The 18,436-nt window shown below is 45.8% G+C and carries 17 protein-coding genes; 10 read left to right on the top strand and 7 right to left on the bottom strand.

Annotated features, from left to right (window positions below; genetic code table 11):
• Positions 1-16 precede the first annotated feature (16 nt).
• The gene (gene rph / locus FTU45_RS06690) at positions 17-733 is read left to right on the top strand and encodes a ribonuclease PH (RefSeq protein ID WP_159516508.1); all 717 of its coding nucleotides are present in this window, start codon (positions 17-19) and stop codon (positions 731-733) included.
• 214 nt (positions 734-947) lie between these two features.
• The gene (locus FTU45_RS06685; RefSeq protein WP_180076170.1) at positions 948-1,106 is read left to right on the top strand and encodes a hypothetical protein; all 159 of its coding nucleotides are present in this window, start codon (positions 948-950) and stop codon (positions 1,104-1,106) included.
• A 92-nt stretch (positions 1,107-1,198) separates the two neighbouring features.
• Here the strand turns inward: FTU45_RS06685 and nadC are convergent, their stop codons facing one another.
• Positions 1,199-2,050, bottom strand: a complete 852-nt coding sequence (gene nadC, locus FTU45_RS06680) for a carboxylating nicotinate-nucleotide diphosphorylase (protein ID WP_179999536.1) — start codon at positions 2,048-2,050, stop codon at positions 1,199-1,201.
• A gap of 180 nt (positions 2,051-2,230) precedes the next feature.
• Between nadC and ampD the strand changes: the two genes are divergently transcribed.
• A complete protein-coding gene (gene ampD, locus FTU45_RS06675) occupies positions 2,231-2,821 on the top strand; it encodes a 1,6-anhydro-N-acetylmuramyl-L-alanine amidase AmpD (RefSeq protein ID WP_180076169.1) in 591 nt (196 codons plus the stop codon).
• 60 nt (positions 2,822-2,881) lie between these two features.
• Positions 2,882-4,432 carry a murein biosynthesis integral membrane protein MurJ gene (murJ, locus tag FTU45_RS06670; protein ID WP_171063337.1) on the top strand — a complete coding sequence of 517 codons (1,551 nt, stop codon included), beginning with the start codon at positions 2,882-2,884 and terminating at the stop codon, positions 4,430-4,432.
• Between the two features lie 110 nt (positions 4,433-4,542).
• Here the strand turns inward: murJ and FTU45_RS06665 are convergent, their stop codons facing one another.
• On the bottom strand, positions 4,543-4,701 hold the full coding sequence (locus FTU45_RS06665; protein ID WP_004647174.1) for a DUF1328 domain-containing protein: 159 nt from the start codon (positions 4,699-4,701) through the stop codon (positions 4,543-4,545).
• A 188-nt stretch (positions 4,702-4,889) separates the two neighbouring features.
• On the opposite strand from FTU45_RS06665, the gene FTU45_RS06660 reads away from it, so the two are divergent.
• Positions 4,890-5,345 (top strand): YcgN family cysteine cluster protein, encoded by a 456-nt coding sequence (locus FTU45_RS06660; RefSeq protein WP_171063370.1) that lies wholly within the window; start codon positions 4,890-4,892, stop codon positions 5,343-5,345.
• Positions 5,346-5,362: 17 nt separating this feature from the next.
• On the opposite strand, the gene FTU45_RS06655 is transcribed toward FTU45_RS06660, so the two are convergent.
• Positions 5,363-7,501 carry an EAL domain-containing protein gene (locus tag FTU45_RS06655; protein ID WP_180076181.1) on the bottom strand — a complete coding sequence of 713 codons (2,139 nt, stop codon included), beginning with the start codon at positions 7,499-7,501 and terminating at the stop codon, positions 5,363-5,365.
• A gap of 264 nt (positions 7,502-7,765) precedes the next feature.
• On the opposite strand from FTU45_RS06655, the gene FTU45_RS06650 reads away from it, so the two are divergent.
• On the top strand, positions 7,766-9,040 hold the full coding sequence (locus tag FTU45_RS06650; RefSeq protein ID WP_180076168.1) for a replication-associated recombination protein A: 1,275 nt from the start codon (positions 7,766-7,768) through the stop codon (positions 9,038-9,040).
• 333 nt (positions 9,041-9,373) lie between these two features.
• Here FTU45_RS06650 and purC read toward each other — a convergent pair whose 3' ends face one another.
• Genes purC through dapA form a run of 3 tightly spaced genes read right to left on the bottom strand, consistent with a single transcriptional unit; the run spans position 9,374 to position 11,650 of the window.
• Positions 9,374-10,093, bottom strand: a complete 720-nt coding sequence (gene purC, locus FTU45_RS06645) for a phosphoribosylaminoimidazolesuccinocarboxamide synthase (protein WP_180076167.1) — start codon at positions 10,091-10,093, stop codon at positions 9,374-9,376.
• 37 nt (positions 10,094-10,130) lie between these two features.
• Positions 10,131-10,736, bottom strand: coding sequence for a lipoprotein-34 precursor (NlpB) (locus FTU45_RS06640; protein WP_074383825.1), 606 nt, complete (start codon positions 10,734-10,736; stop codon positions 10,131-10,133).
• 14 nt (positions 10,737-10,750) lie between these two features.
• Entirely contained in the window at positions 10,751-11,650 is a 900-nt protein-coding gene (gene dapA, locus FTU45_RS06635) for a 4-hydroxy-tetrahydrodipicolinate synthase (RefSeq protein ID WP_005173340.1), read from the bottom strand.
• Between the two features lie 724 nt (positions 11,651-12,374).
• On the opposite strand from dapA, the gene mhpT reads away from it, so the two are divergent.
• From mhpT to FTU45_RS06620, 3 genes are all read left to right on the top strand, one after another.
• Positions 12,375-13,580, top strand: coding sequence for a 3-(3-hydroxy-phenyl)propionate transporter MhpT (gene mhpT, locus FTU45_RS06630; RefSeq protein ID WP_180076166.1), 1,206 nt, complete (start codon positions 12,375-12,377; stop codon positions 13,578-13,580).
• 195 nt (positions 13,581-13,775) lie between these two features.
• Positions 13,776-14,405: a bifunctional nicotinamidase/pyrazinamidase gene (gene pncA, locus FTU45_RS06625; RefSeq protein WP_005173338.1), complete on the top strand. Its 630-nt coding sequence runs from the start codon at positions 13,776-13,778 to the stop codon at positions 14,403-14,405.
• Positions 14,406-14,533: 128 nt separating this feature from the next.
• Positions 14,534-15,508 (top strand): bile acid:sodium symporter family protein, encoded by a 975-nt coding sequence (locus FTU45_RS06620; protein ID WP_074383826.1) that lies wholly within the window; start codon positions 14,534-14,536, stop codon positions 15,506-15,508.
• 128 nt (positions 15,509-15,636) lie between these two features.
• Here FTU45_RS06620 and FTU45_RS06615 read toward each other — a convergent pair whose 3' ends face one another.
• A complete protein-coding gene (locus tag FTU45_RS06615; protein ID WP_005173336.1) occupies positions 15,637-16,890 on the bottom strand; it encodes a hypothetical protein in 1,254 nt (417 codons plus the stop codon).
• A gap of 77 nt (positions 16,891-16,967) precedes the next feature.
• On the opposite strand from FTU45_RS06615, the gene serB reads away from it, so the two are divergent.
• Positions 16,968-18,188 (top strand): phosphoserine phosphatase SerB, encoded by a 1,221-nt coding sequence (gene serB, locus FTU45_RS06610; RefSeq protein ID WP_074383828.1) that lies wholly within the window; start codon positions 16,968-16,970, stop codon positions 18,186-18,188.
• Positions 18,189-18,436 lie beyond the last annotated feature (248 nt).

Below are 18,436 nucleotides of genomic sequence, written 5' to 3'. Positions count from 1 at the left end.
CTATACAGGACTTATCATGCGTATCGACCAACGAGCATTAGATCAATTACGTGAAGTGAAAATTACCCGTAACTATACACGTTATGCGGAAGGCTCGGTATTGGTTGAGTTTGGTCATACCAAAGTACTGTGCACTGCCAGTGTAGAGAGTTCTGTTCCACGTTTCCTGAAAGGTCAGGGCCAGGGCTGGGTGACGGCTGAATATGGCATGTTGCCACGTTCAACCCATACCCGTAGCGACCGCGAAGCGGCACGTGGCAAACAGAGTGGCCGTACCCAGGAAATCCAGCGTCTGATCGGTCGTAGCTTGCGCTCAATGGTTGACCTGAAAAAGCTGGGTGAAAATACCATTACCATTGACTGTGATGTGATTCAGGCTGATGGCGGTACCCGTACTGCAGCGATTACCGGTGCTGCGGTGGCGCTGGTCGATGCCATGAATGTTTTGCTGGAAAGAAAGAAAATCAAACATGATCCATTAAAGGGTCTGGTTGCAGCAGTATCTGTCGGTATTTTCAAAGATGAAGTATTACTGGATCTTTGCTATGAAGAAGATTCGAACTGTCAAACCGATTTGAACGTGGTGATGACACAGGTCGGTGAATTTATTGAAATTCAGGGCACTGCGGAAGACAAACCATTTACCCGTGCCCAATCGGATGCCATGCTGGAAATGGCCGAGAAAGGCATTCAGGAGCTGGTGAAAAAGCAGCAACAAGCTTTGGGCTGGTAATTCATTACTGCCAAATATAAAACGCATCTCCGGATGCGTTTTTTTATGCCGGAAATTTCAGAATACAGCCCATTGAAAATGCAGCACAAAACTTCCTGACAAAATTCCGACATGAATCGGCTAGATCCAGATCTATTTTGCCCCGATATTCAAACGATATCACCATGAGGAATGCGAGATGAAACAGTGGATTTGTGCAATGTCTTTGCTGGGCATGTTTGGACTAAGCGCCTGTGACTGGGGCAATCAGCGGGAGGATGACGAGCGTTCAGTGTTAAATCAGGATCGTGATGAGGATAACGGAAGATATAACGACCGTGATGGTGACGATGATGACCGCGATCGTCGAGGTGACCGCGATGATGATGATTAAGACTTAAAATAGAGAATTGAACAAAATATATGCAAAAAAAATCCAAAAATAAAAAAAGGGTGCTTCGCACCCTCAATGGTCATCTATCGAATTTAGGCTTCAGCATTAAATCGCATCGATAAATCCACAGCTTTGACATCTTTGGTCAAGACACCCATCGAAATATAATCGACACCGCTACTGGCAACTTCACGTAAATTATCAATCGTGATATTGCCAGATGCTTCCAGTTTGCAACGTCCGGCCACATGCTGTACTGCCTCAATCATTTGCTGCTGGCTGAAATTATCCAGCATCACGATATCCGCATTGGCCTCTAAGGCCTGATTCAGTTCATCCCAGGTTTCCACTTCCACTTCGACCGGTTTGCCCGGCGCAATCTGGTGTGCCTTGGCAATCGCCTGAACAATTCCGCCAGCGGCCATAATATGATTTTCTTTAATCAAAAAGGCATCGAATAAACCCAGACGATGATTCTGCCCACCACCAATGGCAACGGCATATTTTTGTGCAATACGCAGGCCAGGAAGGGTTTTACGGGTATCCAGCAGCTTGGTATTTAAGCCATCCAATTGTTTGACATAATGCGCTGTTTTCGTCGCAACGGCAGACAGTGTCTGGACAAAATTCAGCGCAGGACGTTCCACAGTCAATAAACTGCGTGCAGAACCGGCCAGTTTCAGGAAAGTTTCATTGGCTTGAACCTGATCACCCTCATTTTTTAGCCAGATCACTTCAACACTTGGATCATAGGCCTGAATCAAGGCATTCACCCAAGGTTGCCCGGCCAGTATCATATCTTCACGGCTGATGATCGTGGCAGTGGCCTGTTCATCTTCAGGGGTCAGTAGGGCAGTAATATCACCGTCACCAATATCTTCTGAAAGTGCCTGTTGGATATTGATCTGAATCGACTGGTCTAGCAACGCTTGAGATATGCGCATGAGTATTTCCGTATCTTTTAAGCCGTGAAAATTGCGCATTATCTTAGCACTGTTACATAAAAAATGAGCGATTTTTCCTACAGTCTGCCGGGATGAATTGAGATTTGTGCCTGAAAGTTTTAGCATGAAGCCGGCTGCAACCCTGATCGTGCAGATTTTATTTTTGGAGAGAATGGTTTTATGCAACAGGCAGCCGAGTTTCAGGTTAAGAATGGACAACTGATGGGCGCACGTCACATTCCCTCTCCCAATTTTAACCAGCGTCCGGACAATACCGAGATTCAGCTCATTGTGGTGCATAACATCAGTCTGCCACCCTCACAGTTTGGCGGCGGTTATATTGAACAGTTTTTTCAAAATCAACTGGATTGGTCAGTCCATCCCTATTTTCAAAGCATTGAAGGGATGCAGGTATCGACTCATTTACTGATTTTACGGTCTGGCGAAGTACTGCAATTTGTCAATTTTAATGATCGTGCCTGGCATGCCGGCCGCTCGACCTATTTAGGCAAAAAAGAATGTAATGATTATTCTATCGGGATCGAGCTGGAAGGCAGTGATGACTTGCCTTTTGCAGCTGAACAATATCAGGCCTTGGTGAAAGTCACGGCCTGTCTGCAACAGCATTATTCTAAGATTCAGCAGCATATTGCCGGACATTCGGATATTGCCCCAGGCCGTAAGACCGATCCGGGACCGTATTTTAACTGGGCTGATTTTCGTCGCCAGTTACAGCATTATAAAAATACCTCAACCTCGCTTGAGGGATGAAATTAAGCAATGAACTTCTGACAGAGGTTTCATTACAATAGCCACAAATTTATACATTAGGTGAATAGGATGGCGCTTTGGCGTTCGACCGTCATTGTCAGTGCGATGACCATGTTGTCACGTGTACTGGGATTGGTTCGAGATATTGTTTTACTGAATGTCTTTGGTGCGGGTAAGGACTTCGATACCTTCGTGGTCGCATTTCGTATTCCAAACTTTTTCAGGCGATTATTTGCCGAAGGGGCATTTTCACAGGCCTTTATTCCGGTTTTGACCGAATACAAAACCAGTCGTACCCATGCCGAAGTGCAGATTCTGATTAGCCGGGTATTTGGCTGTCTGGCAACGGTAATGAGTCTGCTGACCATGTTCGCAGTGATTGCTGCACCGTTGATCATGTATATCTATGCGCCCGGTTTCCATAGCGATCCTGAAAAATTTGCCTTGGCGACTGACATGTTCCGCCTGACCATTCCTTATTTACTGTTCATGTCACTGACGGCTTTTGCCAGCAGTATTCTGAACAGTTATGGTTCTTTTAGTACACCGGCCTTTGCACCGGTCTTGCTCAATGTGGCCATGATTGCTGGCGCGCTCTGGCTGACTCCGCATATGGCAGAGCCGATTATGGCACTGGGCTGGGCAGTCATCATTGCCGGTATTTTACAGCTGGCGATTCAGATTCCTGAACTGTGGCGTAAAAACCTGCTGATTCCACCTAAAATTGACTTCAAGCATGAAGGCGTGGATCGCATCATGAAGTTGATGCTGCCGGCTTTATTTGGTGTATCCGTCACGCAGATTAACCTGCTGCTGAATACCATCTGGGCTTCATTTATGCAGGATGGTTCGGTGTCCTGGCTGTATAGTGCCGAGCGCATGACCGAGTTGCCGCTTGGCCTGATTGGTGTAGCGATTGGTACTGTCATTTTGCCATCTTTATCGGCACGACATACCGAGCAGAATCCGGAAAAATTCCGCGGCATGATGGACTGGGCTGCTAAAGTGATTGTAATGGCAGGTTTACCGGCCAGTATTGCCTTGTTTATGCTGTCGACCCCGATCATTCAGGCCCTGTTTGAACGTGGTCAGTTCAGCTTTGAAGATACCCAAATGACGGCTCTGGCGCTGCAATGTATGAGCGGTGGTGTGATTGCCTTTATGTTGATTAAAGTCTTTGCCCCGGGTTTCTATGCACAGCAGGATACCAAAACACCGGTGCGTGTCGGTCTGATGGCTGTGGCTGCCAATGCAATCCTGAACGTGATTTTTATTGGTATTTTCAAGCTGATTGACTGGGAAGCAGAACATATGGCACTGGCACTGGCATCGACCGGTTCAGCCATGGTGAATGCCGGCCTGCTTTATTACTATCTGCATAAGCGTCATATTTTCCGCTTCGGCCCGCACTGGAAAAAAATCTTCCTGCAATTCATGTTTGCCAATGTGGTGATGATCGCAGCTTTGGCTTATGCCTTAAGTTGGTACAATGCCGATGTGTCGCAATGGATGCGTGTCGCAGAAGTACTCATCTTGTGTGTCATTGGTGTGGTGGCCTATCTGGCGGCCTTGCTGGTGGCAGGTTTTAGACCGCGTCATTTAAAACCTTAAGTGAATATTGAACTTGATATTCGCTTAATAAAGCCATAAAAAAACAAGAGCCAGAAGGCTCTTGTTTTTTTCGAAGGATCATACTTGCTTCGACTCAATCTAAACTGAATCTAGACCTTACCGCGGGAAAGAAATCCAACGATCGCAAGAATCACCGCAATTACTAACAAGATAATTGCAAAATCCTTAGATAAGCCTGCTACTCCACCGAAACCAAGTAGACTCGCAATTAATGCAATAACAGCAAAAATAATAGCCCAGCGAAACATATATATTCTCCATGTGTTTTTATTTTCAAATTTAGTATAGAAATAAACGATTCCAGCGACTGTTAGTGTTTTGTTGACGAACTGTCTATGATTTAACAATAGTTTACGTGATGGTAATAAGAATTTGAGCGGTAGGTCTGCGCGGTTTGGGCTGCTATAATCAGCTGATTTTTGAGTGCGCCGACCTGATCATGACCGATACTTTACGTCCCGAATTTTGGAAAAACTATGGCCTTGCCGAACTCACGCAAGCCGAGTGGGAAGCCTTGTGTGATGGTTGCGGACTCTGTTGCCTGATTAAACTGGAAGATGAAGATACCCAGGAAGTCGCTTATACCAAAGTGGCCTGCAAACTGCTGGATTGTACGACTGCGCGTTGCTCCAATTATCCAGAGCGTTTGCACTATGTGCCAGACTGTATTCAGCTCACGCCAGAAAAATTGGAAACGATTCACTGGTTGCCTTCAAGCTGTGCTTATCGCCGGGTCGAGCAGGGCAAAAGCCTGCCATCCTGGCATTATCTGATCAGCGGTTCACGGGAAAGTGTGATTCAGGCACGCAAGTCGGCAGCAGGGCGCTGCCTGAGTGAAGCCGACATTCCTGAAGACGACATCGAAGACTATATCGTGCGTTGGGTGCGTTAATTTGCCGCGATAAGTACCTATTGATTTGCCGGCTGCAGTAGGGCCTGAGCCGAAGCACCGGCCATCGGACGATAGAAATAAAAGCCTTGTCCAATCTGACAGTCACAATGGATCAGGGTATCGAGTTGTTCGGTATTTTCGATGCCTTCGACCAGAACATCCAAAGCAATACTGGAACCAATCTGGGTAATGGCTTTGACAATCGCCAAGGCGGACGGGTCACTGTTCATACGCTCGACGAAGTTGCGGTCAATTTTGATGCAATCCACCGGATAGTCTTGTAAACGGGTTAGTGAAGAATGCCCGGTGCCGAAATCATCCAGTGAGATCTGGATTCCGGCCTGTTTCAGCAGGTTCAGGGCCCGGATTACATAATTGGCACCATGCTCGGACAGACTCTGTTCGGTAATTTCCAGTTCCACCTTATGCGCAGGAATATCAAAATTGGACAGGCGGGCCAACATTTTTTCAGCATAGTCATCGCGCAAAAATTCAACCGGTGCAGCATTGATTGAAATCGGCAACAGATCCAGTCCTTGGGCCTGCCAGCGACTCATATCGGCAAAGACTTTCAGCTGCATGGTTTCACTGATACGTGAGGCCAGCTCATAGTCCTGAAAGGCACCAAAAATCTCGGAAGGCAGTTGCACCTGCTGATCCTGATCTTGCCAGCGTAACAGCGCTTCAAAACCAATCACCACACCATCAGACAGACGAACTTTGGGTTGATAGTAGGGAATGATCTGATCGGCCAGAATAATCTTACGGGCCAAAGTCAGCTGCTTGGTCATATTTTCCAGCGAACCACACATGTCCTGACTAAACATGCGAATGCCGCCACGTCCACTATTTTTCAGATCATTTAAGGCAATGTCGGCACACTTCAACAGATTCGAGGTGTTCAGGGCATCACGTGGATAGATGGCACAGCCAATACTCATAGCACTGCTGATACTGTCGCCAATATAATTGATCGGTTGATCCAGCTGGCTATAGGCCAGTTGTGCCGTGGCCAGCAGCTGTTCTTCACTTTCCAGATTTTTCACCAGAACCGCAAATTCATCTCCACCCAAACGGGCCACAATGGTATTCGGGCCGAAACAGGCCTGGAAACGCTGACCCAGAACATGGAGTAGATGATCGCCAGCAATATGGCCCAAGGTGTCATTGATGTGCCGGAAATAATCCAGATCAATCAGCAGTAGACCCGCCTTGGTCTGCTGTTGTTGCGCTTTCAATAGCACCTGTTTAAAGGTTTTATAGAAGGTACTGCGATTATACAGACCAGTCAGTTCATCTCGTTTAATGGCTTCTTTTAAGCGGGTTTCTGCAATTTTTTGCTGACTGATATTGCGTGAGACACAGAGGATGCTTTGGGTAATATTGTGCTGATCCAGAATTGGGGTCAGCAGATGATCCCAATATTGGATCGGCTGGTCTTTGCTCTGAGTTTTACTAGAAAAACGGCTATTTAAGCCTAGGGCTGCCTGTTTCAGTGCGCGTTGTCCGGATTTTCGGGCTTCAGGTGCTAAACGGTTCAACCAGGACAATGAGCTTTCCTGAGCCTGCGCGACGGTTTCGGTTTCCGCAATCAGGCCACAGCACTGGTTACTATGCCGAATTTGACCTTCAGGACTGATAATATGGATGCAGTCTGCGCTGGCATCCAGCATATTTTCCTGGGTTGAAACGATTTGGGACAGTTGTTGCTGGATTTCAAAATAATCATGCACATCGGTCAGTGAAACCGCCCACTGCAACAGATGTTCAGGTTCATGATGAAATTTTACCGCCAGCGTACACATGCGATAATGTGTATCGCTGCGTTTAATCCGGCATTGGGTTTCAAAATTCTGATGCTGATCCAGTGCCGCATGCCACAGCTTCGAAAACAGCTGTAAGTCCTCGGTATGAATGAAACTCTGCCACGATATATTGCCCGGTTCATTCAGGTTCACACCAAGATAATCGGTCATGGCGGCGTTAAAATAGTGCAGATGTGTTTTGCTACTGACCCAGAGAGGTTGGGGTAAGGCATCAATCAGTTTTTGAAGCTGAATTAATTCAGACAGATGAACAGGGGTTGAACTCAGTGATGTTGCCAGCAGAGGTTGCGACTGGCTCACAGCTCCCTGTTCAAATTTATCATGCTTCATGCATTCACCAATACAACCCAAAAATGCCCAAGGGGGCGACATAAGTTTCTTTTAATTAAAATAAACAATATGAAAATTACACTGTAATTAATTCACAATTAATCATGTTCAAATTACTTGCTTTTATGAAGATTAATTCATTCAGAATTAAAAAAATAGAGGATTTCTACATAAATTAATTTTTTATGCTTTATGTTTGCAATCTTGGAATCAAAACTGCTGGTGTTAGAATGAGATCAGAATTTAGTTTGAGCCAATAATAACATGTCAGATAGTCATATCCCGCTTCCAGAACGCTTAAGACCACGTGACCTTGCAGAGATTATCGGGCAGGAACATTTGCTGGGGGAACAGGCGCCCTTACGCCAGATGATTGATCAGGGTCATCTACCGTCGATTATTTTCTGGGGACCACCCGGCGTTGGAAAAACCACCATTGCCTTACTGTTGGCACAAGCGGTAGATCGGCCTTTTATCAGTCTGTCTGCCCTGAATACCGGAGTGAAAGAGCTGCGTGAAGTGATTGCCGATGGTGGTGATCTGCTGACGCCAGTGGTGTTTATTGATGAAATTCACCGCTTTAATAAATCCCAGCAGGATGCACTGTTAAATGCAGTCGAAAAAGGGAAAATTACCTTAATTGGTGCCACTACCGAAAACCCGTCTTTTGAAGTGAATAGTGCCTTATTGTCACGTTGTCAGGTGTATAGCCTGAATGCGTTGAGTGCGGAATCGATTCAGACTCTGCTCACACAAGCCTTGCAAAATGACCGTTTTTTGCAGGAACGACATATCCTGATTGAAGAATTTGATGCCTTGGTGCAGTTCGCAGCAGGTGATGCCCGTAAAGCATTGAATTTACTTGATCTGATTGCCAGTACTTTTGAACCGGATATGGAAAATATCATCACCAATGCAGGGGTGGTGAAAGTGGCACAGCAAAATATTGCCCGTTATGACAAGTCCGGTGAACAGCATTATGATCTGGTCTCGGCTTTTATAAAATCAATTCGCGGCAGTGATCCCGATGCAGCGCTGTACTGGATGGCACGCATGCTCAAAGGCGGTGAAGATCCGGTATTTATTGCCCGCCGTATGCTGATTGCAGCTTCTGAAGATATCGGTAATTCCAATCCGAATGCCTTATTGCTGGTGGGTGAATGTTTCCGTTCGGTGCAGGCCGTCGGAATGCCGGAATGCCGGATTATTTTAGGGCAATGTGCGGTGTATTTAGCCACCAGTGCCAAAAGTAACAGCACCTATCTGGCAATTAACAAGGCGATGGAGCTTGCAGATAAAACCTCGAATTTGCCGGTGCCTTTGCATTTGAGAAATGCACCGACCAAGCTGATGAAAGAACAGGGCTACGGGGTGGATTATCTGTATCCGCATCATTATCCTGAGCATTTTGTGCTGCAAGACTATATGCCGCCAGAACTGAAAGATACCAAACTGTATGAGTCGGCACGCAATAAACGTGAAGTTGAAGGAGAGCGCTTACAGCAACGCCGTTGGCAACAACAGCAACAGCAGCAATAATATCAGTACACAAATAGATTAAACTCAGGCAAAAAAAAGCCCAATTCAAGGCGAATTGGGCATAAATTAGGATGTTTTTTCAAGGAGAGAACATCCTAGAGGGTAGGCGATCAATCTGGTCGGCAAACCTTGAGTTAAATCAATCAGCTCACTGATTTGCCTGGTATGTGATGATATTAGACCATAGGCTTGCCAATGTAAAAGCGATCATTTTTATCTGTAATATTTATTTTTTCGATTAAAGCTTAAAAGGTTAATCTGGCCCAGCCAAAAAATCAGGGATAAAAAACCGAGCTGTTGAGCTCGGTTTTTTTGAAGCAATGGACTATGCCATTAGATGTTGTCGAGGTTAATACCTAAACGACCCGCCACTTCTTCATAGGCTTCAACCACACCGCCTAAACCTTGACGGAAACGATCTTTGTCCAGTTTTTTCTTGGTGTCTTTGTCCCATAGACGGCAACCGTCTGGAGAGAATTCATCACCCAAAACGATACGGTCATGGAATACACCGAATTCAAGTTTGAAGTCGACCAGAATCATGTTGCCGGCATCAAACAATGCTTTTAGCACGTCATTGACTTGGTAAGTCAATTCTTTCATTTTTTCCAGTTGCTCAGTAGTCGCCCAACCTAAAGCAATCGCTTGCGATTCATTGACCATTGGATCGCCAAGCGCATCGTCTTTAAAGAACAATTCGAATGTAGATGGAGTCAGTTCTTTACCTTCTTCAACACCTAAACGGCGGCATAAAGAACCTGCTGCATAGTTACGAATCACACATTCAACCGGGATCATATCCAGTTTTTTCACCAGCACTTCATTTGGAGTCAGCAGCTTTTCAAAGTGAGTTTCAATACCCGCTTCTGCCAGCTTTTCCATGATGAAGGCGTTAAAACGGTTGTTCACCTTGCCTTTACGATCTAGTTGCTCGATTTTTTCGCCATTGAATGCAGAGGCATCATCTCGAAAGACTAAAATCAGATGGTCTGAACTGTCTGTGGTGTAGACAGATTTCGCTTTACCAGTATAGAGCAAGGTTTGTTTTAACATGAGGGAACCTTTTACAAAAAAAAATGCCTAGAAATGTCTAGGCTGGCCAATTTTGGTAAATCTGGTTGAGCAGTTCTGCGGCTTTTTCACGGTCGGCAAAACTGTTATCGGCATTGAACACAGCGAGGTTATTACTTGAACCGACAGAAGATAATCTTAATACATAGGTTTGCTGGTCGACCCGAATCGTGACTTCGTAACGGTTTTTATTCTGCGCAACGATGCTATGATTCAGGCTGCTGAGGGTGGCAAGCGTATATTGCCAAATTGTAGCAGAATTTCCGTCAATTTTAAGCAGCGGATTAAGATTTCCGTCTGTGACCAACTGTGGTTTACCAACAGCATTGCTTTCAGTCAGCTCAGCTTGAGTGGTGTTTTCAGTCTGGGCCTGAGGGCGTGGCAAGGCAAAACGGTTGCCACGCTGGTTTTCAAGCTTCGGTGCATTTTCAATTGCAAGCGGATCGACTGTTGGAGCAGGATACAATGGCGTTGCAGGACGTACCATGGCGCCTTCAGGATATTGTAAAGCGTCCAGAGTTGTAGTTTCTTTATAGTCTAAAGTGCCGTTATTAAAGGCCATTGAACTACAACCTGCCAAACTGAATACTGAAAGTGTAAGGCTAAGTCCTAAACGTAATTGCATAATCTTGTGCTCTTTTATTTAATAACGCCCGCTTCGACCAGTGCTTCATGAAGCGGAGCGCGATATTGTTCTGCAAGTGGTGTTAATGGAAGGCGAATGCCAGTACCAATTAAGCCCATGTCATGGAGTGCCCATTTCACAGGAATTGGGTTTGATTCGCAAAATAAAATATTGTGTAAATTTGCAACCTGAGCATTTAACTGTTCAGCGTCTGTAGCATTACCTGTAATGGCAGCGGCACACACTTCACTCATGGCTTTCGGAGCCACATTCGCTGTGACCGAGATATTGCCTTTGGCGCCATGACCCATCAGCTGATATGCCGTTGCATCATCACCTGAGTAGACCACCATGTCTTTGTCTTTCAGACCTTGCAAGAGTTCAGCACCACGCGGTACATCACCCGTCGCATCTTTAATCCCGACGATTTGTGGAATATCGGCCAGACGAATCACGGTTTCATTCAGCATGTCGACACCGGTACGGCCAGGGACATTATACAGAATCTGCGGAAGATCGACCGCTTCAGCCACAGCTTTATAATGCTGGTACAAGCCTTCCTGGGTCGGTTTGTTATAATAAGGCGTCACCAGAAGAGCAGCATCGGCGCCGAGCTCTTTGGCTTCACGGGTAAGTTGGATGGCTTCACGGGTCGAGTTTGCGCCTGTGCCGGCAATAATAGGAATACGTTTGTTGGCCACACGAATGATTTCTTTGATCACCTGGGTGTGTTCACTCATGCTCAGGGTCGAGGCTTCGCCTGTCGTTCCAACGGCAACAATACTGTTGGTGCCCTCTGCAATATGCCATTCAACCAGCTTCTCGAGACCCTTCCAATCTACGCTGCCATCTTCAAACATAGGGGTGACGATTGCGACTATGGAACCTTGAATGGTCTGTGCTTGCTGAGTCATTTTAAAAAACTATCCTATTTGTCCATCCGAAAGGAATGAGAAAACATAAATTGGGATGGATTTGTATTTTGATTTATAGCAAATTCAATGGACTTGCGCTGAATTGAAGATTGCTTATGCAAATTATGACTGATCAAACGCATAAGAACAATATGCTTTAGTCAAAGCCACTCAATTCTTTATACAAAGCCTTTTGAAAACAATCAAGTAATAAATTAGATGATTTATCCGGCGAAATACTGTGGTCAAACTGCGACTTAAGTCCCGGCTCAGCAAGATATTATGGAATTTTGTCTGCAAAATTAGCTCGATTTGAGTAAAAATCTCGGCCAAGTCGTGAATTTCGTTGTTTTTAGCTGCTAAATTAATATTTTTATTGAATGAACCTATATGTAAAACATCTTTGTCTGGGGGCTAAGCTGATGTAAACAGATTAAAAAATTGAATCGATTAATCTTTTTTTAATATCAATGAATTGCATGATATTTTTCTAATCGGTTGGTTTTTTAACTTGATGTATAAGTCTTAAAGTATAAATTTTGAATTTTAAAACTTTTTGATTAATTGCTTTTGCGACTTTATCGCAAGGTCTGTTAGATGGAGCTGCTTCAGCTGCTGTGGGGATATCCAAGTAAAACGTTCAACTTATTGATAGTTATTTCTGCGCTCAGGCTCATAGATGATGGTCTTTCTTTTGTAACGCTGATTGAACAAGGATAATCCAATGGAAAAATCAGACAATAAGCATGCTATCGTCACGGTCGCGATCTGTTTTCTGATAGCGGTGATTGAAGGCTTGGATATTCAGGCTGCTGGTATTGCTGCAGCCGGTGTGCGTGAGCACTTCGGTCTCGATAGTTCCCAGTTGGGTGTGTTTTTTAGTGCAGGGATTCTGGGTTTATTACCCGGTGCACTGATCGGCGGTCGATTTGCAGACCGTATCGGCCGTAAGAAAGTGTTGATCTGGTCGACAGCAACATTTGCCATATTCACTTTATGTACAGTCTGGGTCAATAGCTTTAACAGTCTGCTGGCAGTACGTTTTCTGGCCGGAGCAGGTCTGGGCGGTGCGATGCCGATTCTCATCACACTCGCTTCTGAAGCGGTATCGCCGCAAAATCGTGGTCGTGCAGTCGGCTTGATGTATTGCGGTATGCCTGTGGGTGCTGCGATTTTATCTTTAATTGCTGCGACTGAATTTGGTGCCAACTGGAAAAATGTTTTCTATCTGGGCGGCTTGTTACCGATTTTTGCAATTCCATTGATGATGCTATTTTTGCCTGAATCGAAGGAATACCTGAAAACACAGAACAAAACTGCAGCAAAACTTGCCGTTGCACCACAAGGTTCATTTAAGGACCTGTTTAATTCGGACAACCTGTTACGTACCATGTGCATCTGGATCAGCTACTTCTTTACGCTGATGGTGGTTTACATCATGTTGAGCTGGTTACCCTCATTGTTTATGGAACTTGGCTTTAGCCGTAAGGATGGTTCAACCGCACAGTTCTACTTCATGGTCACGGCGACGATTGGTACAATTATCCTGGGTATGCTGACCGATCGCTGGAAAAAAGCGTATGTGATCCTGTTGATGTACGGCGGTATTCTTGCAGGTCTATTGGCACTAAATGGTGCAAGCTCACTGAACCAGATGTATATGGCAGCAGCATTGGCAGGTGCCTTCGTAATTGGCTGTCAGGGTGTACTTTATGCCTTCGGTAGTATCGTGTATCCAACAGAAGTGCGCGGTACCGGTGTCGGTGTTGCTTCTGCAGTCGGTCGTATTGGTGCCATGCTAGGCCCAGTCATCGCAGGTCAGCTCCTGGTGGCAGGTTTTGGTGCCGCAGGGGTAATTACAGCCGCAATCCCATGTATCATCATCTCTGCACTGTGTATGCTATTCCTGGTGAACCGTACCAAAGTGTAATAGGCCAAGATTTGAAAAAGCCTGCTTTTGCAGGCTTTTTTGTGTTTAAAATTCAAGGAATCAGATCCGCAGTGCGGTTAAAAACAGGTAGAATCAGAATATGCAGTCACAGGGTTTTTAGCAGCCGCTCTAAAAATCCGATAACAATTTGCGCTATGCTTGGACATAAATCGAGATTTCAATGGATGAAAATACATGCAAAATAATATCGCTTTGCTGGTCGTAGATGTACAAAGAGGATTTACCCCAGGGGGTAATCTGGCAGTGGCCAATGCTGACCAGATTATCCCCAATATCAATTTATTGGGGCAGTATTTTCAAAATATTATCCTGACGCAGGACTGGCATCCAGAAAACCATATTTCTTTTGCAGACAATCACCCCGCTAAAGCGGCTTATGACAGCATTCAGCTGGATTATGGCACTCAGGTTTTATGGCCAAAGCATTGTGTGCAGGGGACAGTAGATGCCGAGTTGCATCCGGATTTAAATTTACCGCAAGCGCAACTGATTATCCGCAAGGGTTTTGATTCCCGGATTGACAGTTATTCCGCCTTTATGGAAGCAGATCAGAAAACCACAACCGGTTTGGCCGGCTATCTGCGTGAACGTGGTATTGATACGGTATTTGTGGTTGGGATTGCTACCGATTTCTGTGTGGCTTGGACCGCCATCGATGCCTGCAAACTGGGCTTTAAGACCTATGTCATTGCCGATGCCAGCAAGGGCATTGATCTCAATGGTTCCTTGCAACATGCCTGGCAAGATATGCTGGCGCATGGGGTAAAACGCATCTATACCAAAGATATCGTTCAGCCGGTTTAAAATTTTATCATGATGCGCTTCGGATATTTCTTTGATCTTCGGCGCATTTAAATCTTCAGATTTCTGGTATTGAGAGATGCCTGTTTTATCTTGTTATTATTCTGCCTTTGTACCCCTGGATGAACCCCATGTCAGCCTTGCTCCAGTTTAGCCAATTTGTCCAAAAAACCTTTGCTTTATGGGTGCTGCTGTTTTCCGGCATTGCCTTAATGCTGCCCGAGGGCTTTGTCTGGTTACGCGCTTATATTCCATGGATGCTGGGCATCATCATGTTTGGTATGGGCATGACCATGACCGTAGGCGATTTTAAAAGTGTGCTACAAAGTCCGAAAGCTGTCGGGATTGGGGTCGTGGCCCAGTTTGTAGTGATGCCGGGTCTGGCTTTTCTCTTGTGTCAATTGTTCCAGTTGCCGCCGGAAATTGCGATCGGGGTGATACTGGTCGGTTGCTGTCCGGGTGGTACTGCCTCCAATGTCATTACCTATATGGCCAAAGGCAATACTGCTCTGTCTGTGGCCTGTACTTCCGTCTCAACCTTATTGGCTCCGATTCTGACCCCTGCGATTTTTTATCTCTTGGCCAGCCAATGGATCGAGATCAATGCCTTATCCATGCTGGTGTCGATTCTACAAGTGGTGCTATTTCCAATTCTTCTGGGCTTGATTGTACGGAGTCTGCTCAAGCAAAAAGTAAATGCCTATATTCAGGTGATGCCGCTGATTTCTGTGATTGCCATTGTCGCGATTGTGGCAGCGATTATTGCCGGCAGCAAAGCTCAGATTTTGCAATCTGGACTACTGATCTTGGGGATTGTGGCCTTGCATAATGGTCTCGGTTATTTGCTGGGTTATTGGGCCAGTCGTATCTTTAAGCTGGCGGAAATAGACTGTCGTGCGGTATCGATTGAGGTGGGAATGCAGAATTCGGGTCTGGGTGTGGCTTTGGCTGCGACCCATTTTGCAGCTTCTCCACTTACGGCTTTGCCCAGTGCAATCTTTAGCTTATGGCACAATATTTCAGGGCCAGCTCTGGCCACCTATTGGGCAGCCAAAAGCAGGGTAACGACATTAGAGCCAAAGCAAAATCTGGATACAGACAGCTAGAGTTTTAAAATGCGGCAGTGATTTTAATTGCTGCAAGGCGCTGAATAATAGAACTTGACGAGTAACAGCTTAAAAATTCTGCGCATAAAAAAGCCCGATTTAAAGTCGGGCTTTGTACTGTACAACCTTTATGAGGCTTTGGACTGTTTGGATTTTAAAATCTCGGTTCTAAAAGTCTGTGCCAGTTCAGCCGTTTCTGCATCCATGCCATTTACCACAAAGGCATGACGGGTCAGGACATTGGTTGGATTCGGCATACTGACCAGCTGGAAATGTTCGCTCACATCTTTCAGCAAGCTATTCGGGACATGTAAGGCACTTTCTTTTGCGACCAGGTGCTGGCTAAGACGCTCAGAGGCCTGCACCGAGCTGAGCTGCATCTCCTCGACTTTAGACGCAATTGCACTACGGGTTTGCAGTACAAAACGTTTTTCTTCACGATAGCGTTTATACAGTACCTCCGAGAGTAACTGGAATACCGCACTGATCATGGTCAGGCAGGCCAAGGCATTTGGCTTGTCTGCCGCAATGCTGATAGTGGCACCTTTTTCATCAAATTTATGCACAGTACTAATATCACTGCCATTCAGTTTGTAGCGCTGCACACAGAGTTCAGTGGCTTTATTCAGGAAAATCTGACACAGGTTGAAATAAGGCACCGACACGGTTTTATTCACGCTATCGAGTAACTGTTTTGGATCATAGAACTGGATATTCAAGCTCAGGCTATCGCTTTCCAGTACAGCTGGCTTATGTTCTTTTTCTTTGGCTTTATTTTTTACTGCCTGCTGGGCTTGGGCAATGGCCAGCGCAGCATTGTGCTTTTCCTGTTCCAGAGCTTGGGTCAGGGTCTGAATCTCGAATTTTAAACGGGATTCATTGTTAATGCGTGCCAGATATTCGGTTCGGCTAGGACGCGCGATCGCGCGGTACGCCACCCAAATCAAAGCATGAATAATGAAAGAGAACAGAATCGCCAGCCATTGCGTCCGCAGAATTTCACCCATACTTGGCTCAATCAGGGTGATTTCAATCAGACCGACTTTTTTCTCGTTTTGCAGTGCATCACGGACAAAAACTTCACCATCGCGAGTTTTGGTCAGTCCGCCGGTGGCTAAAACCTGACCTTTCGCATCCAGAATTCGAATCGAAGCCACACTCGGGTTGGTCGCATAACGATTTGCCAGCAAAGCCAGAGAAACACGATTGGCGGGTTCCAGCTCGGACAGGCTGTCTGTCACCAGTTGACTGGTGATCAGCTGCCCCTGACTGGTGCGGTTTTCATTCAGTTGGTGAGTGGTTGCCAATACCAGTAAAAAGGTATGCAGAGCAAAACTTACAATCAATAGGCTAGCAAATAGCCCTTGTCTAGGCGCATTCAACGTAAACTTCCAAGGCAATTCTGTTCAATTTCGATTATGATTCTAACAATAGTTGTAGCTCAGACCCGAGTCAATTCATGCGAGAAATCATTCTTATATCATTTTTAGGACCTGACCAGCCTAATCAATTTACACGATTAATGCAGGTTTTGTCCGCCCATTCCCTACAGATTTTAGATGTGGGGCAAGCGGTTATTCATAATCAGTTAACCTTAGGTATTGTTGTAGCGTCTGATGACCAGACGGCGACAGCATTAGCCATGAAGGAAATCCTGATTCTAGCACATGATATCGGGTTAACTGTGCGCTTTAAACCGATCTCTGCGACTGAATATGATCAGTGGGTCAAAGAGGGTGGGCGCACACGTTATATCGTAACGGCATTGGCCCCTGAATTAAATGCCTCTCATTTGCAGGCCGTGACCCAGATTGTCTCGGCTCAGGGTTTTAATATTGAAACCGTAACCCGTCTGTCTGGCCGTCCGGCCCTGGATGGCAGCAGTACCGGTCCGAAACGTGCCTGTATCGAATTTGGTTTAAAAGGACAAATGCTGGATGCCGCAGCCATGCGTGCTGCCTGTTTGCGTTTGTCCAGTGAACTGAATGTCGATGTTGCGGTTCAGGAAGACAATGCCTATCGCCGTAACCGCCGTCTGGTCTGTTTTGATATGGACTCGACCCTGATCGAACAGGAAGTGATTGATGAACTGGCGATTGAAGCAGGGGTCGGTGCGCAGGTTGCTGAAATCACCGAACGCGCCATGCAAGGTGAACTTGATTTTCAGGCCAGTTTCCGTGCCCGTGTGGCTTTATTGAAAGGCATGGATGCATCGGTACTGCCGAAAATTGCCGAGCGCCTGACCATTACCGAGGGTGCTGAACGCCTGATTTCGACTTTGAAAGCATTGGGTTACCGTACTGCAATTCTGTCGGGTGGTTTTCAGTACTTTGCCGAATATCTGCAAGGCAAACTGGATATTGATGAAGTGCATGCCAATGCGCTTGATGTTCAGGATGGTGTAGTCACGGGTGAAGTCAAAGGTCATATTGTTGATGGCGCGCGTAAAGCTTTATTGCTTGGCGAAATTGCCAAAGAGATGGGAATTTCCCTGGAGCAGACCATTGCAGTCGGTGATGGTGCCAATGACTTGCCAATGTTATCGATTGCAGGACTCGGTGTGGCTTTCCGTGCCAAGCCACTGGTGCGTCAAAATGCCACGCAGGCGATTTCCAGTGTCGGTCTGGACGGGGTGCTGTATCTGCTCGGGGTACACGATAAAGACCTGAATCAGGCATAAACACTCGTTTGGATAGATATAAACGCGACCTCAGGGTCGCGTTTTTTGATTGCCTTTGGACCAAGGTGACCAAGCCAGCAGAGAAGGTTGACTATAAAAACATCGATCATCTTAAACGGAAAAATAATTTTTTCAGTCAATAACAGCCCTGATAATTTTGTAATGACACGCCAACATTGACGCAGTCATTGATCCACAAAAATGCCAAAAGCAAAAAATGTAATGACAATATAATATCGCGACAAAGT

Origin of the sequence: Acinetobacter sp. YH12106, from assembly GCF_013418995.1 — a bacterium.
GTDB classification, from domain to species: domain Bacteria; phylum Pseudomonadota; class Gammaproteobacteria; order Pseudomonadales; family Moraxellaceae; genus Acinetobacter; species Acinetobacter pseudolwoffii.
Note: the sequence above shows the minus strand (reverse complement) of the source record. Positions and strands in the feature narration are given on the sequence as shown.